General features: G+C 60.8%; 24 protein-coding genes. 9 read left to right on the top strand and 15 right to left on the bottom strand.

Annotation, left to right across the window (positions count from 1 at the left end):
* Nucleotides 1-116: 116 nt before the first annotated feature.
* From GUC32_RS10415 to GUC32_RS10435, 5 genes are all read left to right on the top strand, one after another.
* Nucleotides 117-614 (top strand): GAF domain-containing protein, encoded by a 498-nt coding sequence (locus GUC32_RS10415; RefSeq protein ID WP_025302587.1) that lies wholly within the window; start codon nucleotides 117-119, stop codon nucleotides 612-614.
* Between the two features lie 96 nt (nucleotides 615-710).
* Nucleotides 711-1,421 carry an RNA chaperone ProQ gene (proQ, locus tag GUC32_RS10420; protein ID WP_004931497.1) on the top strand — a complete coding sequence of 237 codons (711 nt, stop codon included), beginning with the start codon at nucleotides 711-713 and terminating at the stop codon, nucleotides 1,419-1,421.
* 19 nt (nucleotides 1,422-1,440) lie between these two features.
* Nucleotides 1,441-3,489 (top strand): carboxy terminal-processing peptidase, encoded by a 2,049-nt coding sequence (gene prc / locus GUC32_RS10425; RefSeq protein ID WP_060432937.1) that lies wholly within the window; start codon nucleotides 1,441-1,443, stop codon nucleotides 3,487-3,489.
* Nucleotides 3,490-3,798: 309 nt separating this feature from the next.
* A complete protein-coding gene (gene htpX / locus GUC32_RS10430; RefSeq protein WP_016927998.1) occupies nucleotides 3,799-4,683 on the top strand; it encodes a protease HtpX in 885 nt (294 codons plus the stop codon).
* 336 nt (nucleotides 4,684-5,019) lie between these two features.
* Nucleotides 5,020-5,727 (top strand): hypothetical protein, encoded by a 708-nt coding sequence (locus GUC32_RS10435; RefSeq protein ID WP_342093801.1) that lies wholly within the window; start codon nucleotides 5,020-5,022, stop codon nucleotides 5,725-5,727.
* Nucleotides 5,728-5,841: 114 nt separating this feature from the next.
* On the opposite strand, the gene GUC32_RS10440 is transcribed toward GUC32_RS10435, so the two are convergent.
* The gene (locus GUC32_RS10440; protein WP_025302590.1) at nucleotides 5,842-7,236 is read right to left on the bottom strand and encodes an MFS transporter; all 1,395 of its coding nucleotides are present in this window, start codon (nucleotides 7,234-7,236) and stop codon (nucleotides 5,842-5,844) included.
* Nucleotides 7,237-7,467: 231 nt separating this feature from the next.
* Here GUC32_RS10440 and kdgR point away from each other — a divergent pair, with 231 nt between their 5' ends.
* The gene (gene kdgR / locus GUC32_RS10445) at nucleotides 7,468-8,259 is read left to right on the top strand and encodes a DNA-binding transcriptional regulator KdgR (RefSeq protein WP_025302591.1); all 792 of its coding nucleotides are present in this window, start codon (nucleotides 7,468-7,470) and stop codon (nucleotides 8,257-8,259) included.
* Nucleotides 8,260-8,305: 46 nt separating this feature from the next.
* Here the strand turns inward: kdgR and GUC32_RS10450 are convergent, their stop codons facing one another.
* From GUC32_RS10450 to phnR, 5 genes are all read right to left on the bottom strand, one after another.
* Nucleotides 8,306-9,109, bottom strand: a complete 804-nt coding sequence (locus GUC32_RS10450) for an ABC transporter permease (RefSeq protein ID WP_238969287.1) — start codon at nucleotides 9,107-9,109, stop codon at nucleotides 8,306-8,308.
* Between the two features lie 2 nt (nucleotides 9,110-9,111).
* On the bottom strand, nucleotides 9,112-9,975 hold the full coding sequence (gene phnU / locus GUC32_RS10455; protein WP_049295462.1) for a 2-aminoethylphosphonate ABC transporter permease subunit: 864 nt from the start codon (nucleotides 9,973-9,975) through the stop codon (nucleotides 9,112-9,114).
* Nucleotide 9,976: 1 nt separating this feature from the next.
* The gene (gene phnT, locus GUC32_RS10460) at nucleotides 9,977-11,101 is read right to left on the bottom strand and encodes a 2-aminoethylphosphonate ABC transport system ATP-binding subunit PhnT (RefSeq protein WP_050505193.1); all 1,125 of its coding nucleotides are present in this window, start codon (nucleotides 11,099-11,101) and stop codon (nucleotides 9,977-9,979) included.
* A gap of 8 nt (nucleotides 11,102-11,109) precedes the next feature.
* Complete coding sequence (locus GUC32_RS10465; protein ID WP_049205185.1) at nucleotides 11,110-12,120, bottom strand: 2-aminoethylphosphonate ABC transporter substrate-binding protein; 1,011 nt, start codon at nucleotides 12,118-12,120, stop codon at nucleotides 11,110-11,112.
* A gap of 174 nt (nucleotides 12,121-12,294) precedes the next feature.
* Nucleotides 12,295-13,014 (bottom strand): phosphonate utilization transcriptional regulator PhnR, encoded by a 720-nt coding sequence (phnR, locus tag GUC32_RS10470; protein WP_033633223.1) that lies wholly within the window; start codon nucleotides 13,012-13,014, stop codon nucleotides 12,295-12,297.
* A 155-nt stretch (nucleotides 13,015-13,169) separates the two neighbouring features.
* On the opposite strand from phnR, the gene phnW reads away from it, so the two are divergent.
* Both phnW and phnX read left to right on the top strand, forming a co-directional pair.
* Nucleotides 13,170-14,273 carry a 2-aminoethylphosphonate--pyruvate transaminase gene (gene phnW / locus GUC32_RS10475; RefSeq protein WP_261456316.1) on the top strand — a complete coding sequence of 368 codons (1,104 nt, stop codon included), beginning with the start codon at nucleotides 13,170-13,172 and terminating at the stop codon, nucleotides 14,271-14,273.
* A 9-nt stretch (nucleotides 14,274-14,282) separates the two neighbouring features.
* On the top strand, nucleotides 14,283-15,092 hold the full coding sequence (phnX, locus tag GUC32_RS10480; RefSeq protein WP_164062558.1) for a phosphonoacetaldehyde hydrolase: 810 nt from the start codon (nucleotides 14,283-14,285) through the stop codon (nucleotides 15,090-15,092).
* Nucleotides 15,093-15,155: 63 nt separating this feature from the next.
* On the opposite strand, the gene GUC32_RS10485 is transcribed toward phnX, so the two are convergent.
* The 4 genes from GUC32_RS10485 to GUC32_RS10500 form a co-directional block, all read right to left on the bottom strand.
* Nucleotides 15,156-16,547 carry an L-cystine transporter gene (locus GUC32_RS10485; protein ID WP_369435715.1) on the bottom strand — a complete coding sequence of 464 codons (1,392 nt, stop codon included), beginning with the start codon at nucleotides 16,545-16,547 and terminating at the stop codon, nucleotides 15,156-15,158.
* A 181-nt stretch (nucleotides 16,548-16,728) separates the two neighbouring features.
* Complete coding sequence (locus GUC32_RS10490; protein WP_004931456.1) at nucleotides 16,729-17,277, bottom strand: metal-dependent hydrolase; 549 nt, start codon at nucleotides 17,275-17,277, stop codon at nucleotides 16,729-16,731.
* Nucleotides 17,278-17,698: 421 nt separating this feature from the next.
* Nucleotides 17,699-18,364 carry a hexitol phosphatase HxpB gene (gene hxpB / locus GUC32_RS10495; protein ID WP_043143363.1) on the bottom strand — a complete coding sequence of 222 codons (666 nt, stop codon included), beginning with the start codon at nucleotides 18,362-18,364 and terminating at the stop codon, nucleotides 17,699-17,701.
* A gap of 64 nt (nucleotides 18,365-18,428) precedes the next feature.
* Complete coding sequence (locus GUC32_RS10500) at nucleotides 18,429-19,709, bottom strand: HdeD family acid-resistance protein (protein WP_025302600.1); 1,281 nt, start codon at nucleotides 19,707-19,709, stop codon at nucleotides 18,429-18,431.
* Between the two features lie 185 nt (nucleotides 19,710-19,894).
* Here GUC32_RS10500 and GUC32_RS10505 point away from each other — a divergent pair, with 185 nt between their 5' ends.
* On the top strand, nucleotides 19,895-20,455 hold the full coding sequence (locus tag GUC32_RS10505) for a YniB family protein (protein WP_025302601.1): 561 nt from the start codon (nucleotides 19,895-19,897) through the stop codon (nucleotides 20,453-20,455).
* A gap of 35 nt (nucleotides 20,456-20,490) precedes the next feature.
* Here GUC32_RS10505 and GUC32_RS10510 read toward each other — a convergent pair whose 3' ends face one another.
* From GUC32_RS10510 to GUC32_RS10530, 5 genes are all read right to left on the bottom strand, one after another.
* On the bottom strand, nucleotides 20,491-21,360 hold the full coding sequence (locus GUC32_RS10510) for a fructosamine kinase family protein (protein WP_342103185.1): 870 nt from the start codon (nucleotides 21,358-21,360) through the stop codon (nucleotides 20,491-20,493).
* A gap of 237 nt (nucleotides 21,361-21,597) precedes the next feature.
* Nucleotides 21,598-22,452, bottom strand: a complete 855-nt coding sequence (locus tag GUC32_RS10515; protein ID WP_025302603.1) for a metal ABC transporter permease — start codon at nucleotides 22,450-22,452, stop codon at nucleotides 21,598-21,600.
* Nucleotides 22,452-23,312, bottom strand: coding sequence for an iron/manganese ABC transporter permease subunit YfeC (gene yfeC, locus GUC32_RS10520; protein WP_015377686.1), 861 nt, complete (start codon nucleotides 23,310-23,312; stop codon nucleotides 22,452-22,454). Before yfeC ends, GUC32_RS10515 begins: the two co-directional genes overlap by 1 nt.
* A complete protein-coding gene (locus GUC32_RS10525; RefSeq protein WP_043143367.1) occupies nucleotides 23,312-24,202 on the bottom strand; it encodes a manganese/iron ABC transporter ATP-binding protein in 891 nt (296 codons plus the stop codon). The genes yfeC and GUC32_RS10525 overlap by 1 nt, the downstream gene beginning before the upstream one ends.
* The gene (locus GUC32_RS10530) at nucleotides 24,199-25,143 is read right to left on the bottom strand and encodes a metal ABC transporter substrate-binding protein (RefSeq protein WP_025302605.1); all 945 of its coding nucleotides are present in this window, start codon (nucleotides 25,141-25,143) and stop codon (nucleotides 24,199-24,201) included. The genes GUC32_RS10525 and GUC32_RS10530 overlap by 4 nt, the downstream gene beginning before the upstream one ends.
* Nucleotides 25,144-25,193 lie beyond the last annotated feature (50 nt).

Genomic DNA, 25,193 nt, shown 5'->3' on the forward strand with positions numbered 1-25,193 from the left:
ACGGGGTTTTGTGAAGCAACAGATGATTAACCTTGTGGCTATACGCATTTAATGCTTATTTTATAGGGCCTAAGCTTTGGGCTTCTGGCCATCTTCACTGTTTCAATGGTTAACACATGACAAAAGAACAATTCTACGCGGAATTAAAACGTGACCTGAGCGCGTTGCTCGGCGGGGAAACCAACTTTATCGCGGCGCTGTCCAACGCCAGCGCGTTGCTCAACGAGCGTCTGGATGACGTGAACTGGGTCGGTTTCTATCTGATGGAGGGCGACCAGCTGGTGCTGGGGCCGTTCCAGGGCAAGATCGCCTGCGTGCGCATTCCGGTGGGCAAGGGCGTATGCGGCACGGCGGTGGCGGAAAATCGCGTGCAGCGCGTCGGTGACGTGCATGCGTTTCCGGGCCATATCGCCTGCGATGCGGCCAGCAACGCGGAAATCGTGCTGCCGCTGGCGGTTGGCGGCCGAGCGATCGGCGTTTTGGATATCGACAGCACGGTTTATCAACGCTTCGACGAACAGGATGAAGTGGGCCTGAAAGCAGTGGTGGCGGGGCTTTGTGAGCAACTGGAACAGTGTGACAGTGCGAAATATGTGACTGTAGCGGCAAGTTGATCGACGGTTAACGTGGCAATTACCGATGGCGTCATTATAATGACGCCTGTTCATGCCTGTGGCTTGTTGGCAATACCGTTGTAATCAGGAAATTTCATGGAAAATCAACCTAAGTTGAACTCTAGTAAAGAAGTCATTGCTTTTCTTGCCGAGCGTTTTCCGCTCTGCTTTAGCGCCGAAGGCGAAGCTCGTCCGCTGAAAATCGGTATTTTTCAGGATTTGGTAGAGCGCGTGCAGGGGGAAGAAAATCTCAGCAAAACGCAATTGCGTTCTGCCCTGCGCCTATATACCTCAAGCTGGCGTTATCTGTACGGTGTCAAGGTTGGCGCACAGCGCGTCGATCTGGACGGCAATCCGTGCGGTGAACTTGAGCAGCAGCATGTCGATCATGCTCGCCAGCAGCTTGAAGAAGCCAAAGCGCGCGTTCAGGCACAGCGTGCCGAACAAAACGCCAAAAAACGTGAAGCCGCCGGCGAATCCGCCGATGCCGCTCCGCGCCGTCCGCGTCCAGCCGGTAAAAAGCCCGCTGCACGTCGCGAAGGCGGAGCCGCGCCGGAAAACCGCAAGCCGCGCCCACAAACTCGCCCACAGCCCGCTCGCCAACCTCGTGCAGCCAAAGAGGAAAGCCAGCCGCGTTATGCGCCAGTCACGGATATCTCTAAACTGCAAATTGGCCAGGAAATCAAAGTCAGAGCAGGCAAGAGCGCGATGGATGCTACCGTACTCGAAATCGCTAAAGATGGCGTACGTGTGCAGCTCTCTTCCGGTCTGGCGATGATTGTGCGCGCAGAACACTTGCAGTTCTGATACGGAGGCCAACCCAGGCATGAACAAATTCGTCAGATTAACAGCGATTGCAGGGCTGCTGTGGGCGGGTGTCAGTTACGGCGCGGAAACAGCCAACATCCGCATCGGCCAATTGCCCCAACTGCAACAGGAACCCCAGCACGCTACGGTGAGTGAGCGCGTCACCTCGCGCTTCACTCGCTCTCATTACCGCCAGTTCGCCCTCGATGCGGAGTTTTCAGGCAAGATCTTCGATCGCTACCTGAACATGCTGGACTACAACCATAACGTGCTGCTGGCCTCCGACGTGGCGCAGTTCGCCGGCAAACGCAATCAGGTTGGCGAAGAGCTGAAAACCGGCAAGCTGGACACCTTCTACGCGCTGTTCAATCTGGCGCAGAAACGCCGCTTTGAGCGTTACACCTATGCGTTGTCGTTGCTGGACAAGCCGATGAACTTCACCGGCAACGGCACTATCGATCTCGACCGCAGCAAAGCGCCGTGGCCGAAAGACAAGGCCGAGCTGGATAGCCTGTGGGATGCGAAAGTCACGTATGACGAGCTGAACCTCAAGCTGACCGGCAAGACCGACAAAGAAATCCGCGACACGCTGACCAAGCGTTATCAGTTCGCCATCAAGCGCCTGACGCAAAGCAACAGTGAAGACGTCTTCCAGCTGGCGATGAATGCCTTTGCGCATGAAATCGACCCGCACACCAACTATCTGTCTCCGCGCAACACCGAGCAGTTCAACACCGAGATGAGCCTGTCGCTGGAAGGCATCGGCGCGGTGCTGCAGATGGATGACGACTACACCCTGATCAACTCGATGGTGCCGGGCGGACCGGCGGCGAAGAGCAAGGCGATCACCGTAGGCGATCGCATCGTCGGCGTCGGCCAGGCCGGCAAACCGATGGTGGACGTGATCGGCTGGCGCCTGGACGACGTGGTGTCGTTGATCAAAGGGCCGAAGGGCAGCAAGGTGCGCCTTGAGATCCTGCCGGCCGGCAAGGGCACCAAAACCCGCGTGGTCACCTTGACCCGCGAGCGCATCCGTCTGGAAGACCGCGCGGTGAAAATGACCATCAAGACCGTCGGTAAAGAGAAGGTGGCGGTGTTCGACATCCCCGGCTTCTACGTCGGTCTGACCGATGACGTGAAAGTGCAGCTGCAGAAGATGGCCAAGCAGAACGTCAAGAGCGTGATCATCGATCTGCGCACCAACGGCGGCGGCGCGCTGACTGAAGCGGTGTCGCTGTCCGGCCTGTTCATTCCGAGCGGCCCGGTGGTGCAGGTGCGCGACAACAACGGCAAAGTGCGTGAAGACGCCGACACCGACGGCGTGACCTACTACAAAGGCCCGCTGGTGGTGCTGGTCGATCGCTTCAGCGCCTCCGCCTCCGAGATCTTCGCGGCGGCAATGCAGGATTACGGCCGTGCGCTGATCGTCGGCGAACCGACCTTCGGTAAAGGCACCGTGCAGCAGTACCGTTCGCTGAACCGCATCTACGACCAGATGCTGCGCCCTGAGTGGCCAGCGCTTGGCTCGGTGCAGTACACCATTCAGAAGTTCTACCGCGTCAATGGCGGCAGTACCCAGCGCAAGGGCGTGACGCCGGACATTCTGATGCCGACCGGCGTCGATCCGGCGGAAACCGGCGAAGCGTTTGAAGACAACGCTATGCCGTGGGACAGCATCAATGCGGCGACCTACAGCAAGACAGGCGATATGACGCCGTTCGAGCCGGAGCTGCTGAAAGATCACCAGCAGCGCATTGCGCAAAATCCAGAGTTCCAGTACATCGCGCAGGATATCGCGCATTACAAGGCGCTGAAGGATAAACGCAACATCGTGTCCCTCAATCTGGCGGTGCGCGAGAAAGAGAACCACGATGACGACGCGACCCGTCTGAAACGCATCAACGAGCGTCTGGAACGTGCGGGCAAGAAGCCGCTGAAATCGCTCGACGATCTGCCGAAGGATTACCAGGAGCCGGATCCGTACCTGGATGAATCCGTGCATATCGCGCTGGACCTGGCTCATCTGGAAAAAGATCAGCCCGCTCAGCAGCCAACGCCGGCCAAATAAGGCCGCGTACGGCAGGATGAAAAACGCACCCTCGGGTGCGTTTTTTTATGGCGACGCGAAAGCCGGCTTCCCAGCAGGGTGAAGGGAGGTGGGCTGATGCATCGCCTGACAAATTTAGGGTAAAAAACCCTACGCCTTACGCAACAATCGTTTACAATTTGCCAAATCCCGGTCGCGTGCCGTTTTTGTAAAGTTTCGTATTTTTAGTAGGTTAATGACGCGCGACTCTTGAAACTGTGACGAATGCCCATACGATCTAGGGTATCTTAGACAGCGTTTTGTTAACATTTATGAGGAAGTAAACAATTTATGATGCGTATAGCTCTGTTCCTGCTCACCAACCTGGCGGTGATGTTGGTTTTCGGGCTGGTGCTCAGCCTGACAGGAATCCAATCCAGTAGCGTTCAGGGCCTGATGATCATGGCCGGTCTGTTCGGCTTCGGCGGCGCTTTCGTGTCGTTGCTGATGTCCAAGTGGATGGCGCTGCGCTCCGTCGGCGGGGAAGTGATTGAACAACCGCGTAACGAAACAGAAAACTGGCTGCTGGAAACGGTACGCCGTCAGTCGCAGCAGGCGGGCATCGCCATGCCGCAGGTCGCTATCTACCACGCGCCGGACATCAACGCCTTCGCTACCGGCGCACGCCGCGACGCCTCGCTGGTCGCCGTCAGCACCGGCCTGCTGCAGAGCATGAGCCGCGACGAAGCGGAAGCGGTCATCGCGCACGAAATCAGCCACGTCGCCAACGGCGATATGGTGACCATGACCCTGATTCAGGGCATCGTGAACACCTTTGTCATCTTCATTTCACGCCTGATCGCGCAGGTCGCCGCCGGTTTCCTCGGCAACCGCGACGGTGATGGCGAAGGGGAAGGCAACGGCAACCCGATGATTTACTTCGCCGTGTCGATGGTGCTGGAACTGGTGTTCGGCATCCTGGCGAGCATCATCACCATGTGGTTCTCGCGTCACCGCGAGTTCTATGCCGACGCAGGCTCTGCCAAACTGGTAGGCCGCGAGAAGATGATCGCCGCCTTGCAGCGCCTGAAAACCAGCTACGAACCGCAGGAAGCGGGCAGCATGATGGCGTTCTGCATCAACGGCAAATCCAAGTCGTTCAGCGAGCTGTTCATGTCGCACCCGCCGCTCGACAAGCGTATCGAAGCGCTGCGTTCCGGCCAGTACCTGAAGTAATCGGCTGAATGAAATGAAAAACCCCGGCTTGCCGGGGTTTTTTTATGGCATGCCTGAACCGCTTTTTCAGCGGCGGCGGATTCAGCAATGAAATTCGGCGATGAATGGGGTAAAGCGCTTTACCAGAATTTACGGGCGTTAACGCGGTGCAGCAGCGTCCGAAGTCCCTGAAGCCCACCTGCAAACAGCGTCTTTCGGCCTCTCGGTCTGGGCCGGCACGGTGCCAGTCCATCCGGTGAGAGGGCAAGCCGCATCGGGCTCGGTCACGACCGCCTGTTTGGCTTTGGATGTGCATGTTATATGCTTTGGCGCAATGACATTTGTCCCTGAGGCCCTATGAAAATCAACCACCTTCCCTTACTCAACGGTGATGAGGTGTCGGCGCGCCTGGCCGCATTGGCTGGCGGTGTCGCCGATGCGGTTGCGGAATTGTTGAACCGGCATGATGACGATGATGAACCGCCGGCTATTCGCTGGCATTCAGGCGATCTGCGCCTGCCGGCGTTTTTCCCCGACGAGCACGACGGCCACGATTACGATTACCTGATCGTGGACGGCGATGTGATCGTGGAGGGATGCCTGACGGTGTCACCGCAGCGAGAGGACGGCGGCATTGTCGTGCTGGGGCGGCTGCAGGCGGATACGCTGATTTGCTGGGGCGGACTGGTCGTGCGTGACGATGTCCGCATACGCCATGCCTATTGCAGCTCAGGAAACGACGGCGCGTTCGTGGTGGGGGGAGACCTGACCGCGCTCACCCTGGTAGAAACGGGGGAGTTTATCCATGTCCATGGCGACCTCGACGCGCGATGTCTCGCTTCGTTGCAGAACTTCGTTCAGGTTGACGGAGAGACGCGCTGTGACTGTCGAATCGACAGCGCGCAGTCCGAAGATCTGATAAAGCGCATGTTCACCCCCGGCCTACTGAAAGCCTTCGAGGGGATGGATCACGACGGCCAACGCATTGTTGGCTGGTATCCGGATGACGACGCCTATTTAGCCTGTTTACGACAAGGCCGAAGCCCCTTGAGGCACGGAGACTAACGCCTGGCCTGCAATGCTCACGGCATTGCATCCGACGCGGTCCGGCTCAGGCCGGCCGTCAGTGCTGGCCCCATCGGTTTTACAATCGATGGGAGCCCGGCTCGTTTATGCCCGCTATTTCACCTCGCGGCTCGGCTGCGCCGCTTGCGCCGTCGATTGGGTGATGCGCAGGCTGCTGACGGCCGCCGCCAGGGTGGCGAACACCCCAGCCAGGATCAGTGAAGCGTGGGTGCCGGATGTGGGGAACAGGTTGAACATCAGCGCCACCAGCGCAGCCCCCGAGGTTTGCCCCAGCAGGCGCGCGGTGCCCAGCATGCCGCTGGCGCCGCCGCTGCGGTTGCGCGGCGCGGCGGAGATGATGGTGTGGTTGTTGGGCGACTGGAACAGGCCGAAACCGGCGCCGCACAGTATCATGCGCCAGATGATGTCCATATTCGACGGCGCCGCCGGCAGCAGCGCCAGAGAGAACAGCCCGAGCGCGAACACCGCCAGCCCAATGCAGCCCAGCAGGCCGGCGTGCACGCGCTCCACCAGCCGGCCGGCGATCGGCGCCATCACCACGATCGCCAGCGGCCACGGCGTCAGCAGTAGCCCGGTCGCCACCTCGTCGCGGCCCAATGCACTTTGCAGGAAGAACGGCAACGACACCATCGCCAGCATTTGCGCGGCGAACGAACAGATTGAGGTGCCCATCGACAGGGCGAAGATCGGGATGCGCAGCAGGTCGACGGGCAGCAGAGGGAATTCCTGGCGTAACTGACGGCGCACGAACACCGCGCCAATCGCCAGCAGCGCGGCGATCTCGCTGAAGATCAGCGTCAGGCTCTGGCCCTGGGCGAAGCCGCTGATGGCGGTGATCAGCAGGCCGAAGGTCAGCGCGTTCAGCACGGCGCTGGTGGGATCGAAACGGCGGTTATCGCTTTTTTGGCCGTTGGCCGGCAGGAATTTCATCCCCAGCAGCAGCGCGACGATGCCGATCGGCAGGTTGATGGCGAACAGCCATTGCCAGGATGCGACCGACAGGATCGCCGCCGCCACCGTCGGCCCGGCCGCCGAGGAGCAGGCGACGATCAGCGAGTTGATACCCATGCCGCGGCCGAGAAAACGCTGCGGGTAGATGATGCGGATCAGCGCGGTGTTGACGCTCATGATAGCGGCGGCGCCAAAGCCTTGCAGCACGCGGGCGATGGTCAGCGTGAGCAGCGAGTCGGACAGGGCGCAGAACAGTGAGGTGATGCTGAACACCAGCAACCCGGCCTGGTAGATACGGCGGTAGCCGACCAGATCGCCGAGCGACGCCAGCGACAGCAGAGAGACGGTGATCGCCAACTGATAGGCGTTGACCACCCAGATGGAACTGGCCGGGCTGGCGTTGAGATCGCGAGCGATGGTGGGCAGCGCCACGTTGGCTATCGCGCCGTCGAGCACGGATACGGTAATGCCGAGGGCGATGGCGAGGATCGCCCCATAGCGTTGCGGGACGGGGAGGCCGTCGGAACAAGGACGCATGTTGGTCTCAGCGGTATTTATTCAGGGGAGTATTATCATGCTAATCATATTCGCCTGTGATTGCATGCCCCTTGTCCGCTTAATTGTAAACGGCGGTGAGCGGGCCAACGGTTATCCATTTGGCTTCAATTGCTTAGCGCTCAGCTGCGTTGCGCGCTGCGATCTGTTCCGATTATACTGAAACCCTTGTTTAAATTTCCTGAAACAAAACCGTTAAGTAGGGTATGCACCATGGCTAACGCAGATTCAGACAAGCAACCGGATGCCGTCTCATCCGTGATGAAAGTGTTCGGCATTTTGCAGGCGCTCGGCGATGAGCGCGAGATTGGCATTACCGAACTGTCCCAGCGGGTGATGATGTCTAAAAGCACTGTCTACCGTTTTCTGCAGACCATGAAAGCGCTGGGCTACGTTTCACAGGAGGGCGAGACGGAAAAGTATGCGCTGACGCTCAAGCTGTTCGAGCTGGGCGCCAAATCGTTGCAGAACGTCGATCTGATCCGCAGCGCCGACGTGCAGATGCGCGAATTGTCGAATCTTACCCGCGAGACCATCCACCTCGGCGCTCTGGACGAAGATGGCATCGTCTACATCCACAAGATCGACGCGATGTATAACCTGCGTATGTATTCGCGCATCGGTCGCCGCAACCCGCTGCACAGCACCGCCATCGGTAAAGTGCTGCTGGCCTGGCGCGAGCGGGATGAGGTGGCGCAGATCCTGTCGCAGATTGAGTTTACCCGCAGCACCGAACATACCTTGGCCAGCGCCGCCGAACTGTTGCCGGTGCTAGATCGGGTTCGAGCGCAGGGATACGGCGAAGATGCCGAAGAGCAAGAAGCGGGGATCCGCTGCATCGCGGTACCGGTCTTTGACAGGTTCGGGGTAGCGATCGCCGGGCTGAGCATCTCTTTCCCGACGCTGCGCTTTTCCGAAGCGGCGCGGGAGGAGTATGTGGCGTTGCTGCACGTCGCCGCCCGACGCATTTCCGAACAGCAGGGCTATCACGACTACCCGTTCTGACCCTTCGCTTCGAAGAACAAGGCGCCGCCATGGCAGCGCCTTGTTGCTATTTTGCGCCCGGCGTCAGCCGCTGAGCAATCCGCTCCAGTACTAACATCAGCAACAGCGTGGCCGCCACCAGGATCATGGTCAGCGTCGCGCCGTTGGCGATGCTGCCGCGATCGGTCAGGCTAAAAATGGTGACCGGCAGCGTCGCCCAACTCGGCGGGTAGATCATCATGGTCGCGCCCAGCTCCCCCATCGACAGCGACAGGCTGAGCGCGAAGGCGGAGACCATATAGGGGGCGATCATCGGCAGGGTGACGTGGCGCAGGCGAAACAGCGGCGACGCGCCCAGGCTGGCGGCGACGTTCTCGTAGTCGCCAGGTAGCCGGGTCAACCCGGCCATCACGTTGCCGAAGGTAAAGGCGGAAATCAGCACGAAGTGAGCGGCGGGCACGATCAGGAAGGTGCCGTTCATCTGCAGCGGCCCCTGGCTGAACGCCACCAGCATCCCCAAACCGATAGAGACCGAAGGCACCGCGCTGGGAATGAAAAACAGCGTGCCCAGCAGCTGTCGGCCGCGTTCAGGCACGTGGCGCAGCGCCAACGCCGCCCAGGTACCGCACAGCAGCGCGAACAGGCTGGCGCTGAAACCGATAGCCAGGCTGGCGACCAGCGCGTCCCAGGAGGCGCCGCTGAACGCTTGGCGGAAGTGGTTGAGGGTGAAACCGCTCGGCAGCACGCCGTTCCACTGCTCACTGAGGCTGGACATCAGGATCACCGCCAGCGGCAGGCAGAAGAACAGGGCGAACAGCGTGATCGTCAACGTGCAGGTCAGGGTGCGTCCGGTGCGGGACCAAATCAACATTGTCAGTTCCTCAGCCCGGCGCGCGCCGCGGCGTAGCGGTAAAGGGAGAACAGCCCGAGCGATAGCGCGATATTCACGACGGCGATCGTGCAGGCGACGGCGTAATCCGACTCCAGAATCGCTTTGGAGTAGACCATCATCGGCAGAGTGGTGACGCCCTTGGCGCCGATAAACAGCACGATGCCGAACTCATTGGTGGTCAACAACAGGCACAGGCTGCCGCCGGCCAGCAAGGCCGGCAGCGCGGCCGGCAAAATCACCTGGCGCACCACGCGCCCCGGCCGGGCGCCGAGAATGCTGGCGGCCTCGAGCTGGCTGCGATCGATCTGCGACAATGCCGCCATCAGCGGGCGCATCACCAGCGGCGTAAACACGGTGATTTCCGCCAGGATCACCCCCCAGATGGAGTAAAGAAAGTCTACCGGCGGCAGGGTGAAACCGAAGGTCGCCATCAGCGTGCCGTTCAGCAGGCCGGCGGAGCCGTAGATAAAGGTGAAGGCCAGCGTGATCAGGAAGGTCGGCATGGCGATAAAGGTATCGATCACCCGGGCGATCGGTCGGCTGCCGGGGAACGGCGTGAACACCAGCAGCAGCGACAGCAGGGTGCCGAGCACCAGGCAGCCCAGCGTCGCCAGCAGCGCAATCTGCAGCGTGTTGAGCAGGGCGCCGACAAAGCGTCGGGATTCGAACACCTGCTGCAGCGCGGCGGCGCTGAATAGTCCCTGATCGTCGGTAAATGCCTGTTTGACGATCAGCGCCAACGGGTAGAAAAACAGCGTCGCCAGCACCAGCAGCGGCAGCAGGATCCACAGGCGGCGCGGGAAACGCAGCCGCAGGGCCGGGCGAATAAGCGTAGAGTCGATCATGTCAGTCCTCGATCAGTACCGCATCGTCGGGGGCGAAATAGAGCGGCACGCGTTCGCCGATCTGCGGCATCCGGCTGCGATGGGTGGTGACCACGCGCAGAGGATGGCCTTGAACGTCGAACTGCAGGTGCGTCAGTTCCCCCTGCCAGTGAATATCGCGCAGCGTGCCGATGAGGCTGTTGCTGCGCTGGGCGTCGGCATCGAGCGCAATATGCTGCGGCCGGATGCACAGCAGCTTGTCGAAGCCGCGTTGTGCGCCGTAGGTGAAACAGCCGATCACTTTGCCGGCGCAGCTGACGGTGGTCATGCCTTGCCCGGTAGTGGTCTCCAGCGCGGTGGCCGGCAGCAGGTTGGCGCGGCCGAGGAACTCGGCGGCGAAGCGGTTCGTGGGATGATGGTAAAGCGCGCGGGTCTCGCCGTGGGCGATCAGGTGGCCGTCGCGCATGATGCCAATCTTGTCCGCCAGCGTCAGCGCTTCGCCCTGATCGTGGGTGACGTACAGGATGGTCAGGTCAGGCAGTTCGCGGTGCAGGCGGGCGATCTCTTCCACCATGCTGTGGCGAATTTGCGCGTCCAGCGCCGACAGCGGCTCATCCAGTAACAGCACTTTGGGGCGCACCGCGATGGCGCGAGCGATTGCCACCCGCTGCTGCTGGCCGCCGGAAAGCTGGCTGGGATAGCGCTTGGCGTAGGCGGACATGCCGACGATGGCCAGCGCTTCTTCGACGCGCTCGGCGGTGAGGCCGCGCGGCTTGCCTTGCGCGCGCAGGCCGAACGCCACATTGTCTTCGACGCGCATATGCGGAAACAGCGCGTAGTTCTGTACCACCATGCCCAGGCCGCGCTCATAAGGCGGCACGTCGGTGACATCGACGTCACCGATGGCAATACGCCCGGCGGACGGCTGCACGAATCCGGCAATGGCCCGCAGCACGGTGGTTTTGCCCGAGCCTGAGGGGCCGATCAGCGCCAGCACTTCGCCGGGGGCGATGGCGAGCGTCAGGGGTTTCAGCACCTCGGTGCCGCGATACGACACGCTGACGCGGTCGAGCTGAATGCCCGACGGCCCGGCGATGTCCTGGCTGCGATCCCGCGCCTCGGCGCGGGAAGAGAGGGTAGAAGGCATCGTCAGCGTCATTCGGTCACCTGGTGCCAGCGGGAGATATCGGCGGACAGGCTGCTCACCACCTGATTCCAGTCCGGCGCCCAGATGTCCACGCCTTTCAGCGCCGCCTGCGACTGCTTGAAGTTATCGTCGGTCGGGGTGACGTCCTTACGCACCGGCATACCGTAGGAAATGGCGCTGACGCTGCTCTGCGCTTCTTTGCTCAGCAGGAAGTCGATCAGTTTTTTGCCGTTGGCGCTTTGCGGCGCGCCTTGCACCAGGCCGACATAGTAAGGCAGCACCAGCGTGCTGCGCTTGCCGTCCGGCCCGGCCGGCCAGAACACCTTCACGTTCGGGTTGCTGCGCATCTGCGCCAGGTTCATCTGCAGATCGCCGTTGGCCACCAGCAGCTCCCCTTTATTGACCAGCGCGGTCAGCTTGCCGGTGGAGGCCGAAGGGCCGACGTTGTTGCTTTGCAGCTTGCCGAGGTAGTCGAAACCGGCGTCTTTGCTGCCGAAGCTGTGGAACGCCTGCAGCATCACCGCGGTACCGTCACCCGCCTGGCCCGGCGTGGAGTACTGCAGCTTGTTGCGGAACTGCGCGTCCAGCAGCTGTTGGTAGCTGGCGGGCGCCTGCGGCAGCAGTTTGGCGTTATAGATGAAGCTCAGGTAGTTGTTCACCAGCGGCACGAACTGCGGCTGGGCGTTGGCGATCTGCGCCGCATCCTGCGGGGTGAAGTCCTGCAGCAGTTTTTCCGCGGCGGCGCGCTGGATGAACGGTGGCAGCGTCACCAGCACGTCGGCCTGCGGGTTGCTGCGCTCTTTCGACAGCCGCTCGACGATGGCGCCGGAACCGCCTTCGACGTACTGCACCTTGACCCCGGTTGCCTGAGTGAAGGCGTCAAACTGGGTTTGATACCAGCTGTGATCGCCGTCGTGCAGGCCATCGGCGGAGTAGACGGTCACCACCGCATCGGCGGCCCAGGCCGGCGCGGAGCCGAGTGCGATGGCGGTCATCACGACCAGACGAGAAAGTTTCATAGCTTCAGCCTCACTGTTGCGGGTTAATGCGAAACTGGTATACACCAGATATGCGGCCAAGCTAATCGGCGAATATGACAAACAAATGAAAGCGGCAAAATATATTTACCGGCAACGGGGATTGGGCGTGGGAGAGAAAAGGGGGCGGCAGGCGCAGCCCCGATATTCAGGAGATTAAAGCGTATCGACCTCGATGCGCAGGCTGTCGTGGCGCCAGTATTCGATATCGAAATCGAGAATGCGGCCGTGCTGATCGTAATTCAAGCGGCGCAGCAATAAGGCGGGCAGGCCGACCATGGCGCCGAGCGCGTTGGCGGCGCGGTAAGGCAGGGCGGTCGGGTAGAACGACAGGTGCATGTTGCTGTAAATCAAATCGTAATGCTGCTGATAAACCTCGGTCAAGCTGCCGTTGAGATCGTGGCGGAGCAGTTCCGGCACCCGCTGTGGCAGGCAGTGGTTCTCGCAATAGCAGATGGCGCGGCCGTCGGCATAGCGAACGCGGCGCAGCAGATACACCTGATCGAACGGCTCGAGCGCCAGCGGCTGCATCACGTCGAGCGGCACCGTGGTTTTTTCGCCGGACAGCAGCGCGGTACGCGGCGTGCGCCCTTGCTCCTGGCAGAGGCGGTGGAAGTTGGTGTTCTGCGTCGGATCCAGCCACAGCCGTTCCGGCGTGACGAACCAGCCACGGCGATCGGCGCGGTAGATGGCGCCGGTGGCTTCCAGCTGCGCCAGGCTCTCGCGAATGGTAACGCGGGTGGTGGAGAAGATGGCGCACAGCTCGCGCTCCGAAGGCAGCTTGTCGCCCGCCTGCAGCGCGCCGCGGGTGATGCGCGCCTGAAGCTGATCCTTGATCTGCAGGTAATGGGGCATATCGCCCTGATGTTCTTTCATTTCATCTCGCTATGGCATCGGCCCGACATTCCGGCACGCGCTTATTATACATAGCCAGATGAATTTTTTGTTTCACCGCGCTTTGTCGTTTGACCGGGGAAGGAATTTGCCGCCACAATGCCTGTAATCTGGTATAGACCAAATAGGTGAATGACATGTCCGATCGTAACTACCTGCTGTTGACCCCCGGTCCGCTGACCACATCGAAAACGGTGAAAGAGGCGATGCTGTATGACAGCTGCACCTGGGATGAAGATTACAACCTGGGCGTGGTGCAGCGCATCCGCCAACGGTTGGTGGCGCTGGCGACGCCGTCCGCCGGTTACACCTCGGTGCTGCTGCAGGGCAGCGGCAGTTTTGCGGTGGAAGGCGTGTTGGGCACGGTCATCGGCCCGCAGGACAAGCTGCTGATCGTCAACAACGGCGCCTATGGGGCGCGAATGATCGAAATGGCGCGGCTGATGGATATTGACCACCACGCTTTCGACTGCGGCGAGGTCAATGAGCCGGACGTGGCGGCGATGGAGGCGGTGCTGAAAAGCGATGCGCGCATCAGCCATATCGCCATGGTGCACTGTGAAACCACCACCGGCATGCTCAACCCGCTGCAGAAGGTCGCCGGTCTGGCGGCGCGCAACGGTAAAACCTTTATCGTTGACGCCATGAGCAGCTTTGGCGGCATTCCGTTGGATGTGGACGCGCTGGGCATCGATTTTCTGATCAGCTCCGCCAACAAATGCATTCAGGGCGTGCCGGGCTTCGCTTTCGTCATCGCCCGCCGCAGCGAGCTGGAGAAATGCGCCGGCCGTTCGCGCTCGCTGTCGCTGGATCTGTATGCCCAGTGGCGCTGTATGGAAGACCAGGCCGGCAAATGGCGCTTTACGTCGCCGACCCACACCGTGCTGGCCTTCGCGCAGGCGCTGAAAGAGCTGGAACAAGAGGGCGGTATTGCCGCGCGCCACCACCGCTATCAGACCAATCAGCGTCGGCTGGTGGCGGGCATGCGTGAACTGGGCTTTGAGACCCTGCTGGACGATGCGCTGCACTCGCCGATCATCACCGCGTTCTATTCGCCGAAGGCCGACACTTACCGCTTCGCCGAGTTTTATCAGCGCCTGAAGCAGCAAGGCTTCGTGATTTATCCCGGAAAAGTGTCGCAGAGCGACTGTTTCCGCATCGGCAACATCGGGGAAATTTATCCGCAGGATATCGAACGCTTGCTGGCGGCCGTCGGGCAGGCGATGTACTGGAATCAATAAGGATTAACCATGAAACAGATCAACGCAGTGATCCTCGACTGGGCCGGCACCACGGTGGACTTCGGCTCCTTTGCGCCAACGCAGATTTTTGTCGAGGCGTTCAAGCAAACCTTCGATATCGACATCAGCCTGGCGGAGGCGCGCATTCCGATGGGGCTCGGCAAATGGCAGCACATCGAGGCGCTGGGCAAACTGCCGGCGGTTGACGCGCGCTGGCGGCAGAGGCTGGGCCGCTCGATGAGCCACCAGGATATCGACGCGCTGTATCAGGCGTTTATGCCGCTGCAAATCGCCAAAGTGATCGACTTTGCCGATCCCATCGAGGGCGTGCCGCAGGTGATTGCCGGGCTGCGCGAACAGGGCATCAAAATCGGTTCCTGCTCCGGTTATCCGCGCGCGGTGATGGAGGTGCTGGCGCCGGCCGCCGCGCAGCGCGGCTATGCGCCGGATTATTGGGTCGCCACCGACGATCTTGCGGCCGGCGGCCGACCGGGGCCGTGGATGGCGTTGCAGAACGTCATCGCGCTGGGCATCGATGCGGTGGCGCACTGCGTGAAGGTCGATGACGCGGTGCCGGGCATTGCCGAAGGGCTGAACGCCGGGATGTGGAGCGTCGGGCTGGCGCTGTCCGGCAACGAGTTCGGCGCTACCTGGTCGGAGTACCGTCAAATGGCGGCAGGGGAAATAGAGCAGCGCCGCACGGCGGCCGCCGATAAGCTGTACGCGGCGGGCGCGCATTATGTGATAGACACGCTGGCGCAATTACCGGATGTGATCGCCGATATCAACCGGCGGCTGGCGAACGGCGAGCGGCCGTAACGACCGAACGCGGGGCATAAAAAAACCGGGGATAATCCCCGGTTTTTTCGATCTGAGAGGGCGTTAGCTGTGAGCCAATTCGACTTCGTCTTCGCTGTCCATCACGGCTTTGTCGGTTTGCTTCATCAGCTGGCTGGTGATGGTGCCTGCCGCCATGGAGCCGTTGACGTTCAGCGCGGTACGGCCCATGTCGATCAGTGGTTCGACCGAGATCAACAGCGCGACCAGCGTCACCGGCAGGCCCATCGCCGGCAGTACGATCAGCGCGGCGAAGGTGGCGCCGCCGCCCACGCCCGCCACACCGGCGGAGCTGAGGGTGACGATGCCAACCAGGGTGGCGATCCACACCGGATCCAACGGGTTGATGCCGACGGTCGGCGCAACCATCACCGCCAGCATCGCCGGGTAGAGGCCCGCACAGCCGTTCTGGCCGATGGTGGCGCCGAAGGACGCCGAGAAGCTGGCGATGGATTCCGGCACGCCCAGGCGGCGGGTCTGCGCTTCCACGTTCAAGGGAATGCTGGCGGCGCTGGAGCGGCTGGTGAAGGCGAAGGTGATCACCGGCCACACCTTGCGGAAGAATTTCATCGGGTTAACGCCGGTGAAGGCCAGCAAGATGGCATGTACCACGAACATGATGGCCAGGCCGATGTACGAGGCCACCACGAAGCTGCCGAGCTTGACGATGTCGTGAATGTTGGAACCAGCGACCACTTTGGTCATCAGCGCCAGCACGCCGTACGGCGTCAGCTTCATGACCAGACGCACCAGCTTCATCACCCAGGCCTGCAGGGTGTCGATAGCCACCAGCACGCGCTCGCCTTTCGGCTTGTCGTCTTTCAGCAGCTGCAGCGACGCCACGCCGAGGAAGGTGGCGAAAATCACCACGCTGATGATCGAGGTCGGGCTGGCGCCGGTCAGATCGGCGAACGGGTTTTTCGGGATGAACGACAGCACCATCTGCGGCACGGTCAGATCGGCCAGTTTACCCACGTAGTTGGTCTGGATCGCCGTCAGGCGCGCGCTTTCCTGCGCGCCCTGCACCAGGCCTTCGGCGGTCAGGCTGAACAGGTTGGTGACCAGCACGCCCACCAGCGCCGAGATCAGCGTGGTGAACAGCAGCGTGCCGATAGTCAGGACGCTGATTTTGCCCAGAGAAGAGGCGTTATGCAGTTTGGCGACCGCGCTCAGGATTGAGGCGAACACCAGCGGCATGACGATCATTTGCAGCAGTTGCACATAGCCGTTGCCGACGATGTTGAACCAGCTGATGGATTCTTTCAGTACCGGGTTGTCGGCGCCGTACACCAGCTGCAGGCCCAGACCGAATACTACGCCGACCACCAGGCCGACCAGCACTTTTTTCGCCAGGCTCCATTGCTTGTGGCGGGTTTGCGCCAGCAGCAAAAGAAGCGCGACAAACACCAGCACGTTAATCACGAGCGGAAGATTCATCCCCAATGTCTCCAATAATCTTTCTTATAAAAACGACTACGCATCACGTATGTCGCGATGTAAATATCGTAACAGTTTGCTGAGTGGCCTACTTATATCCAAATGGAATTTGATATAGCTTTTTGTGTGTTTTTGTTTGTTTTATATACATCAAGATGATGGATTGGGCGTATTTTTGTGATCAGAGTCTGATATTTCTGATTTGCTCGACATAGGATTGCACCGGCAGGGTGAAATCGCCTTGCCAGCAGATGGCAAACGCCACCAGGCACAGACACAGTACGCGCTCCAGCTGGTTGCCTTTTTGCGAGTTGAGCAGGGGCAGGCGAAAACGCCAGCGGCACGGCCACAGCAGCGGCACGCCGGCGGGCGTGAGCATGTCGGCCAGCAGATGGCTGAAGTAACCGATGATCATGGCGTGCAGCGCGTCGGCCGGGATCGGCCAGCTACGCGGCACGTCCAGCTGAAACAGCGCCATGCCGCCGGCGATCGCCAGCAGGCTGTGGGTGAAACCGCGGTGGCCGAAGGCGCGGGCGATGGGCAGGGCGATCCAGCGCAGGCGCTGGCCCAGTACCGACTTGGGGTGATCGATGTCCGGCAGCAGCGAGGTGAGCAGCGCGGCGGGTATGATGTGCCACCAGTCGCCGGTAGCCAGCTCTGGCGTCACTTCCGCCTTCTTGGCGAAGATCGCGCAAGCGACAGAGAAAATGAGATGTCCTTCCGCGGTCATGCTGTTGCGATTCCGGCTGGTAAACTGTTAATTTATCCAGTATATGGGAAAATTCCCAGTAGTGGAAGCAGTTACCCTGTAACCAATTGTTTATTTTTCCCTGTTTTACAACGGCTTGTTACGGTGCTGCGTAACAAATCATCGATTTTGACTGGCGAGAACAAAAAGCGGGCGATGGGCGATGCATGAAGATGAGAAAAAAGACGGTGGCTTGGCGTGTGGCGGGAGGAAGCGGCGGCCTTGAACCGCGCTGCGTGGCAGTGACAACGCGCCGTGGGCCGTCGCTTTCCCTGCCACCCAGCATAATAATAACAGCATGCCGATTCAATAATAATGAAACGATGTTTCGTTTGTTTTGCGGCACGGATCCCTTTTATGGCGCAGAGCGGAAAGCCAGGGCGCCGATGGCCGGCGCCGCAGGTCAGGCAAAGTGGGCGGGAGTGAGCTGTTCCAGGGTCTCCAGCTTGTGGTCCGCCAGCGCCCAGCGCGGATCGTGACGGTATTCGGCCGCCGGGATGACGATGGAACGCATGCGTGCGGCCTTGGTGGCGATCATGCCGTTAAAGGAGTCTTCCAGCGTGATGCAGCGCAGCGGATCGCTGCCCAGGCGCTCGGCGGCGATCAGGTAGACCTCAGGGTGTGGTTTGCTGTACGGCAGGTATTCGGCGGAAACCAGCTGATCGAAGTAACCTTCAAGATCGAACATCTTCAGCACCTGCTGTTGCATGTGCAGCGGCGAGGCGGAGGCGAGGCCAATGTTCAGCCCCTGGCTGCGGCACAGCTCCAGCGCCTGCTGAACGCCCGGCAGCAGCGGGCGCGTCTCGTGCACCAGCTCGATGGCGCGCTCGATAATCCGCGCCGACACCTCATCGAGCGAAACCCCTTGCCACGGCATCGCCTGGTACCACATCTTCACCACCAGATCGATGCGCAACCCCAGCGTGTCCGGCAGCTTGTGACGGTCGGACAGATCCAAACCCAGCGCGCCGAAGATATCCAGCTCGGCCTGCAGCCACAGCGGTTCCGAGTCGATCAACAAGCCGTCCATATCAAAAATTGCGGTTTCAATGCGTTGCGAATAAGCCATTAACGGTTAACTCCTGCCGGCGCGGGTGAATGTGCCCGACACTTTATCATCGCCGGTGACGAGACTAAAACCTTTGCCTGCGCGTTTGGCTTTTGCCAAAACGCAGGATATTCCACGCCTCGCGCAATTTTAGCCACCAGCGCTGATGTTGACGCTCGGTGACCTGTTGCAACATGCGTGCGTAGTCCAGCACCAAACCCGGCGTCCAGGTCATGCTTTCGCCGCGGCTGCGCAGTACCGCCAGCATCCACAGATTGGGATCCAACACCAGCAACAGAAAGCGGCGCCACAGGTGTTTATCGCCCAGTACGCCTTCCAACGCGCTGTCGAGCGCGCCGATGACCGTGGTGGAACAGTTGCGTCGGGTCAGATTGTAGGTGGCGTCTTGCCGATAACGCAGCCAGAATGCGCGCAGCGCCGCCGGGTTATAGCGGTAGAATTGAATTTTCTTGTCCGGTGGGCACCAGGCGGCGATCTCACCCGGCAGGTCGGGCAGGAAACGCCCGTCGACGTTGTTCTGCTCGCCGGCATGCAACAACTGGCGGAAATCCTGAACGGAATGGCTGATGTCGTTGAGCGGGTAGTGACTGATATACACATCCGGCGCGAGCGCCAGGGCGGCATGACCGGTGGAGATATTGCCGCCGCCGTCGACCGCCGCGATGTATCGGTCGACGATGTAACGTCGGCGTGGATCTTTAGCCGCACCAATCGGTGTCCAGACGTACACCGTGAGTGGCGCAGTCTCATCCTCCGGGTGCGGTGGCTGCCGCGCGGGGTGCTGATTCAGAGAGAAGCTTGTCAGTCTCCGGGCGATACGCAATAAGGCCCAGCCGGAAAGCACCATCATCACGCCGAGGCAAAAGGGCACCGTCATCCGATGCGGCGCCGGCCAGCCGACAAAAATCATCAACGAAAGCAGGATCTCGCCGCCGCCCGCCAGCGCCACGCCTTTCCATCGACTGTGTTGAATCACCGTGGAGGAGGCGATGCGCACGGCGCCGTCAAGCAGCAGCGCGCTGCCAAACACCACGGTGGCGACGATGTTATCGTCTGCGGGCACGTCCAGCATTAAAAAGGCCATAAACACGAAACCCAATCCCTTCAGCAACACCGGCCTGCTGGCCGAAGAGCCGATCACCAGCGCAGCGGATATCGCCACCAGCCCCTCCAGCGCCAGGATGACCGCCAGCGCATCCAGCGCCAGCACCGACCGGCCATCCTGCAGTATGTCGAACAACATCAGCGCCCCTGCGGCTATCCACAGCCAACCGAACAGCACCAGCAGGCGGCGCTGGCCGTGCAGCGCCTGGGCGCCCAGCAATAAGATAATCAGTCGAATCATGGCGGCCTCTGTCCGAATGGATAACGTTACCCCTTCAATGATAGTGTGCCGGCGCCGTTAAGTTTTTGATTTCGACGAATTCGGCTAAGCTTGTAGCACAGAGGGAGTGAAGAAAACGGTGGGCGAGTTTCGCCAACAGCAGGTAGACTTAGCCGATTCGGTTACGTCGCTAACAAGGGGAACACATGACGTATCAACAGGCCGGGCGTCTCGCCATTTTGAAACGCATTCTCGGATGGGTGGTTTTTATCCCGGCGTTGCTGTCGACGCTGATTTCCGTGCTGGGCTTTATCTATCAGCACAGTGAAAAAACCAAGGGCATCAACGCAGTGATGCTGGATTTTGTCCACGTGATGGTGGACATGGTGCGTTTCAACACGCCGTTCCTGAACCTTTTCTGGTACAACTCACCGGTGCCTGACGTGGATAAAAGCCTGTTCAGCGGCGCCAATCTGATGTTCATCATCATCTATATTCTGATCTTCGTCGGGCTGGCGCTGCAGGCCTCCGGCGCGCGCATGTCGCGTCAGGTCAAGTTCATCCGCGAAGGGTTGGAAGACCAGATGATCCTGGAGCAGGCCAAGGGCAGCGAAGGGCACACGCGCCAACAGCTTGAGGAGCGCATTACGCTGCCGCACCACACCATCTTCCTGCAATACTTCCCGCTGTACATCCTGCCTATCGTGATTGCGGTGATCGCCTGGTTCGTGATCCGCCTGTTGGGGCAGTTGGCCGGCGCGGCCTGAACCATGACCGGGGCGCCGCTCGGCGCCCCGGTACGTTACGACGCCTCCGGCTGCAGCAGCGCCTCCACCGCGCGTTGGGCAGCCACCAAATGCTGGCCGCCGAACAGATTGCTGCGGTTGAGCAGGTAGTACAGCTGATACAGCGGCTGGCGCTCGATAAATCCGGCCTCCAGCGGCCACACGCTCTGATAGCCGTCGTAGATCTGCGGCGGCAGCTCCGGATGCAGCGGCAGCATCGCCAAGTCGCACTCTCGGTCGCCCCAGTAGCTGGCCGGATCGAACAGGATCGGCCCGTTGGCGGTCATCGCGCAGTTGCCCGGCCACAGGTTGCCATGCAGCAGCGAAGGCTGCGGCTGGTGGTGCTGCAAGCGCAGATACACCCGATCGACAATGTCGTCGATGTCGCCGAAGGTCATGCCTTTTTCCGCCGCCAGCTGCAGCTGCCAGCCGATGCGCTGTTCGGCGAAAAATTCCGACCAGCGGCGCTGCCAGGCGTTGGGTTGCGGGGTAGTGGTCAGATCGCTGTCGAAGTCGAGACCGAACTGCGGTTGCTCGCTCCACTGATGCAGGTGCGCCAACTGCTGGCCCAGACAGTAGGCGCCGTGGGCGTCGAGGGGTTTCAACTGCTGATACTCCAGCAGCAGGAAGCTGTAGTCGCGATCGCTGCCGACGCCGTACACTTCCGGCACCCGCACGCTTTTGCTGCGCGCCAGCAACGCCAGCTGATCGGCCTCAGCGGTGAATATCGGCAGTTGTTCACGGGCGTCGCATTTCACGAACACCTCGTTGTCACCGTAACTCACGCGCCACGCCGGGTGAATGTCGCCCCCGGGCAGTTCAATCCTTTCGCGTATCTCTGCGCTGCCAAGATGTTCACTTAACAGACGGCTAACGGCTTGCCACATGGTATTTCCCCCTCTGTGCTGCCTGATAATTCATTAGGTTAGCGTCTTTCCCGTGGTGAAAACACGACGCGGCGCACAGCCGGCGTCAAAGGCGGCGATTTTTTCAGCGCCTCGCCAGCTCAAAGTATATACCCTATTGATTAATTTAAGCGCAATACCGATTGCAACTTGATGACAACGGATAAGCCAGCGGAGGAATAGGATGCGGCGGGGCACACCGCCGCATCAGAGGGGCGTTTAACTGCCCATCGGGGCATTTTGGTTACCCTGTAACGGGCGCAGCTTGCTGTACAACAAGGCGACAACGAACAGCACGGCCTGCACGATGACGATACAGGGCCCGGTGGCGCCGTCGATGTGGAAGCTGATCAGGGTGCCGAGCACGCAAGAGAACACCGACACCACCGTTGCCACCATCAGCATGCGATCAAACCGGCGGCACAGCATAAAGGCGATGATGCCGGGGGCGATCAGCATGGCGATCACCAGGATCACCCCCACGGCCTGCAGCGAGGCGACGATGGTCATCGCCAGCAGGCAAAGCAGCCCGTAGTGCAGCAGCTTGACCGGCAGGCCAATCACCCGGGCGTGGTGCGGGTCGAAACAGTACAGCATGAAGTCTTTGCGCTTGAGCAACACCACCGCCAGGGTGATGCCGGCAATCAGCAGGGTTTGCTTCAGCTCGCCGTCGGTGATGCCCAGCATGTTGCCGAACAGAATGTGGCTTAGGTGTTGGTCGGTGTCGATGCGCGAGAACAGCACCAGGCCGAAGGCGAACATGCCGGAAAAGACGATGCCCATCACCGTGTCTTCTTTCACCCGGCTGTTCTCTTTCAGGTAGCCGGTGGCTACCGCGCAAAAGATGCCGGAGAGGAAGGCGCCGATCGCCAGCGGGATGCCGACCACGAACGCCACCACGATGCCGGGCAGTACCGCGTGCGAGATGGCGTCACCCATCAGCGACCAGCCTTTGAGCACCAGATAGCAGGAGAGCACGGCGCACACTACGCCGGTGACGATGGCGGCGACGATCGCCCGCTGCATGAACGGGTAGGCGAAGGGTTCGCTGAGCAGTTGATACAGGGTGTCCATCAGCGGCCTCCGGTTTGCGAATGCGCCACACGGCGCCGGGACGCCAGCAGGCCGTGTTTCGGCGCGAAGAAGAACGCCGCCAGGAACACCAGCGTTTGCAGGGTGACGATCACCCCGCCGGTGGCGCCATCGAGGAAGAAACTCAGGTAGGCGCCGATGCCGCTGGTCAATGCGCCGATGATGATGGCGATGATCACCAGCCGGCTGAAGCGGTCGGTCAGCAGATAGGCGGTGGCGCCCGGCGTGATCACCATGGCGATCACCAAAATGGCGCCGACGGTTTGCAGCGCGGCGACGGTGCAGGCGCTGAGCAGGGTGAAGAACAGGATCTTCAGCTTCAGCGGCGACAGGCCGATCGATACCGCGTGGCTTTCGTCGAAGAACACCGCCAGCAGGTCTTTCCACACCAGACACAGGATCAGCAGCGAAACGCCGATGATGATTTCCACCTGCAGCACGTCTTCGTCGGCGATGCCGAGGATATTGCCGAAGATGATCGACTGTACGTTGACTGAGGTGGGGTTGAGCGACACGATCAGCAGGCCGACGGCGAAGAAGGTGGAGAAGATGAAGCCGATGATGGCGTCTTCGCGCAGGCGGGTGATGTGGCGCACCAGCGTCATCGCCAGCGCCGCCAGCATGCCGGTAAAGAAGGCGCCGGCGGCGTAGGGCAGGCCGAGGGCGTAGGCGCCGGCCACGCCGGGCACCACCGAGTGCGACAGCGCATCGCCCATCAACGACCATCCCTTCAGCATCAGATAGGCGGACAGGAACGCGCAGGCGGCGCCGACGATGGCGCTGACCCAGATGGCTTTCACCATGTAGTTATAACTGAAAGGTTGCAGCAGAAGGTCCAGCATCAGGATTGTTTCTCCCTGGCCTGGCTGTTGGCCGGCGGATCGCTCTTGGTGTGGCCGTAGAACACCGCCGGGCGCTCATCGTCGGTCAACACCGTAACGGTGCGCGGATCGTTGTCGTCGTGCAGATCCGGGCCTGAGAGGTTGATATGGCGCAGCACGCCGCCGAATGCCTGCTCCAGGTTGCTCTGCGTGAAGGTGGTTTCGGTTGGGCCGGCGGCCAGCACCGTGCGGTTGATGAGGATCACCCGATCGCAAAACTCCGGCACGCTGCCGAGGTTGTGGGTGGAGACCAGGATCAGATGCCCCTCGTCGCGCAATGCGCGCAGCAGCTCGATAATGGCATTCTCGGTTTTCACATCCACGCCGGTGAACGGTTCATCCAGCAGCAGCACGGTGCCCTGTTGCGCCAGCGCGCGCGCCAGAAACACGCGCTTTTTCTGGCCGCCGGACAGCTCGCCGATCTGCCGACCGCGCAGCTCGCTGAGGCCGACCCGCTCCAGCGCCTTGTCAACCCGCAACCGGTCCTCTCGCGACGGAATGCGCAGGAAATTCATCTTGCCGTAGCGGCCCATCATCACCACGTCTTCCACCAGCACCGGGAAGTTCCAGTCGACGTCCTCGGTCTGCGGCACGTAGGCGATCAGGTTCTTTTTCAGCGCGTCCGCTACCGGTTTGTCGCTGAGCGACACCCGGCCGCTGGTGGGCCTGACCAGGCCCATGATGCTTTTGAACAACGTCGATTTACCGCTGCCGTTGACGCCGACCAGTGCGCAGATCGAACCGCCGCTCAGGGTAAAGCTGGCGTTGTGAATGGCGGTGTGTCCGTTGTTGTAGGTCACGGTGACGTCGTCCACGTTCAATTCAGGGCGGACAAACGGTTCATGGGTCATTGATCGAATCCTTTGGCGATGGTTTGCACGGTGGTGTTAAGCAGGTCGATATAGGTCGGCACTGGGCCGTCGCGGGTGGACAGCGAATCTACGTACAGCACGCCGCCGTATTTGGCGCCGGTTTCTTTCGCTACCTGCTTGGCCGGCTTGTCGGAAATGGTGCTTTCGCTGAACACCACCGGAATATGGTGGGCGCGCACCGCGTCGATTACCCGGCGCACCTGCTGCGGCGAACCTTGCTCATCGGCGTTGATCGGCCACAGATAGACTTCTTTCAGCTGATAGTCCTGCGCCAGGTAGCTGAAAGCGCCTTCGCTGGTCACCAGCCAACGCTGTGCGGTCGGAATGCGCGCCAGGCGTTCGCGCAGTGGGGCGTCCAGTGCGCCGATTTTCTCTGCGTAGGCTTTGGCGTTGCGGTTATAGGTTTCCGCATGTGCCGGATCGTGCTCCACCAGGGCTTTCCGAATGTTCTCGATGTACACCAGCGCGTTGCTTGGCGACATCCAGGCATGCGGGTTCGGGTTGCCGTTATACGGCCCTTCGCGGATCGGCAGCGGGGTGATGCCTTCGGTCACAACCGCCGCCGGCACCTGTTTGATGTTTTCGAAGAAGCGCTGGAACCAACGTTCCAGGTTCATGCCGTTCCACAGGATCAGGTCGGCGTGCTGCGCTTTGACGATGTCGCGTGGGGTCGGTTGATAGTCGTGGATCTCGGCGCCCGGCTTGGTGATGGATTCCACCACGGCGGCGTCACCGGCCACGTTCTGGGCAATGTCCTGAATGATGGTAAAGGTCGTCACCACGCGCAGCTTTTTATCCGCCAGCGCGTGTTGACTGACCAAGGCGGTGCCGAGCAGCAGGCAGGCGAGCGTAAAAGGGCGTAACAGTGCGGCAGCGCGGGAAGGGCGACTGCGACGAAAAGCGCAACTTATCAATGGCATGATGACGTCTCCTGGTTCAAATGAAAATGATTATCAATATCAATTGAAGC

Source organism: Serratia sp. NGAS9, assembly GCF_009905295.1.
Taxonomy (GTDB): Bacteria; Pseudomonadota; Gammaproteobacteria; order Enterobacterales; family Enterobacteriaceae; genus Serratia; species Serratia bockelmannii.

Excerpts from the sequence above, each read along its gene's own strand:
- GUC32_RS10415 (WP_025302587.1), top strand. The coding sequence starts at position 117 with ATGACAAAAGAACAATTCTACGCGGAATTAAAACGTGACCTGAGCGCG.
- proQ (WP_004931497.1), top strand. The coding sequence starts at position 711 with ATGGAAAATCAACCTAAGTTGAACTCTAGTAAAGAAGTCATTGCTTTT.
- prc (WP_060432937.1), top strand. The coding sequence starts at position 1,441 with ATGAACAAATTCGTCAGATTAACAGCGATTGCAGGGCTGCTGTGGGCG.
- htpX (WP_016927998.1), top strand. The coding sequence starts at position 3,799 with ATGATGCGTATAGCTCTGTTCCTGCTCACCAACCTGGCGGTGATGTTG.
- GUC32_RS10435 (WP_342093801.1), top strand. The coding sequence starts at position 5,020 with ATGAAAATCAACCACCTTCCCTTACTCAACGGTGATGAGGTGTCGGCG.
- GUC32_RS10440 (WP_025302590.1), bottom strand. The coding sequence starts at position 7,236 with ATGCGTCCTTGTTCCGACGGCCTCCCCGTCCCGCAACGCTATGGGGCG.
- kdgR (WP_025302591.1), top strand. The coding sequence starts at position 7,468 with ATGGCTAACGCAGATTCAGACAAGCAACCGGATGCCGTCTCATCCGTG.
- GUC32_RS10450 (WP_238969287.1), bottom strand. The coding sequence starts at position 9,109 with ATGTTGATTTGGTCCCGCACCGGACGCACCCTGACCTGCACGTTGACG.
- phnU (WP_049295462.1), bottom strand. The coding sequence starts at position 9,975 with ATGATCGACTCTACGCTTATTCGCCCGGCCCTGCGGCTGCGTTTCCCG.
- phnT (WP_050505193.1), bottom strand. The coding sequence starts at position 11,101 with ATGCCTTCTACCCTCTCTTCCCGCGCCGAGGCGCGGGATCGCAGCCAG.
- GUC32_RS10465 (WP_049205185.1), bottom strand. The coding sequence starts at position 12,120 with ATGAAACTTTCTCGTCTGGTCGTGATGACCGCCATCGCACTCGGCTCC.
- phnR (WP_033633223.1), bottom strand. The coding sequence starts at position 13,014 with ATGAAAGAACATCAGGGCGATATGCCCCATTACCTGCAGATCAAGGAT.
- phnW (WP_261456316.1), top strand. The coding sequence starts at position 13,170 with ATGTCCGATCGTAACTACCTGCTGTTGACCCCCGGTCCGCTGACCACA.
- phnX (WP_164062558.1), top strand. The coding sequence starts at position 14,283 with ATGAAACAGATCAACGCAGTGATCCTCGACTGGGCCGGCACCACGGTG.
- GUC32_RS10485 (WP_369435715.1), bottom strand. The coding sequence starts at position 16,547 with ATGAATCTTCCGCTCGTGATTAACGTGCTGGTGTTTGTCGCGCTTCTT.
- GUC32_RS10490 (WP_004931456.1), bottom strand. The coding sequence starts at position 17,277 with ATGACCGCGGAAGGACATCTCATTTTCTCTGTCGCTTGCGCGATCTTC.
- hxpB (WP_043143363.1), bottom strand. The coding sequence starts at position 18,364 with ATGGCTTATTCGCAACGCATTGAAACCGCAATTTTTGATATGGACGGC.
- GUC32_RS10500 (WP_025302600.1), bottom strand. The coding sequence starts at position 19,709 with ATGATTCGACTGATTATCTTATTGCTGGGCGCCCAGGCGCTGCACGGC.
- GUC32_RS10505 (WP_025302601.1), top strand. The coding sequence starts at position 19,895 with ATGACGTATCAACAGGCCGGGCGTCTCGCCATTTTGAAACGCATTCTC.
- GUC32_RS10510 (WP_342103185.1), bottom strand. The coding sequence starts at position 21,360 with ATGTGGCAAGCCGTTAGCCGTCTGTTAAGTGAACATCTTGGCAGCGCA.
- GUC32_RS10515 (WP_025302603.1), bottom strand. The coding sequence starts at position 22,452 with ATGGACACCCTGTATCAACTGCTCAGCGAACCCTTCGCCTACCCGTTC.
- yfeC (WP_015377686.1), bottom strand. The coding sequence starts at position 23,312 with ATGCTGGACCTTCTGCTGCAACCTTTCAGTTATAACTACATGGTGAAA.
- GUC32_RS10525 (WP_043143367.1), bottom strand. The coding sequence starts at position 24,202 with ATGACCCATGAACCGTTTGTCCGCCCTGAATTGAACGTGGACGACGTC.
- GUC32_RS10530 (WP_025302605.1), bottom strand. The coding sequence starts at position 25,143 with ATGCCATTGATAAGTTGCGCTTTTCGTCGCAGTCGCCCTTCCCGCGCT.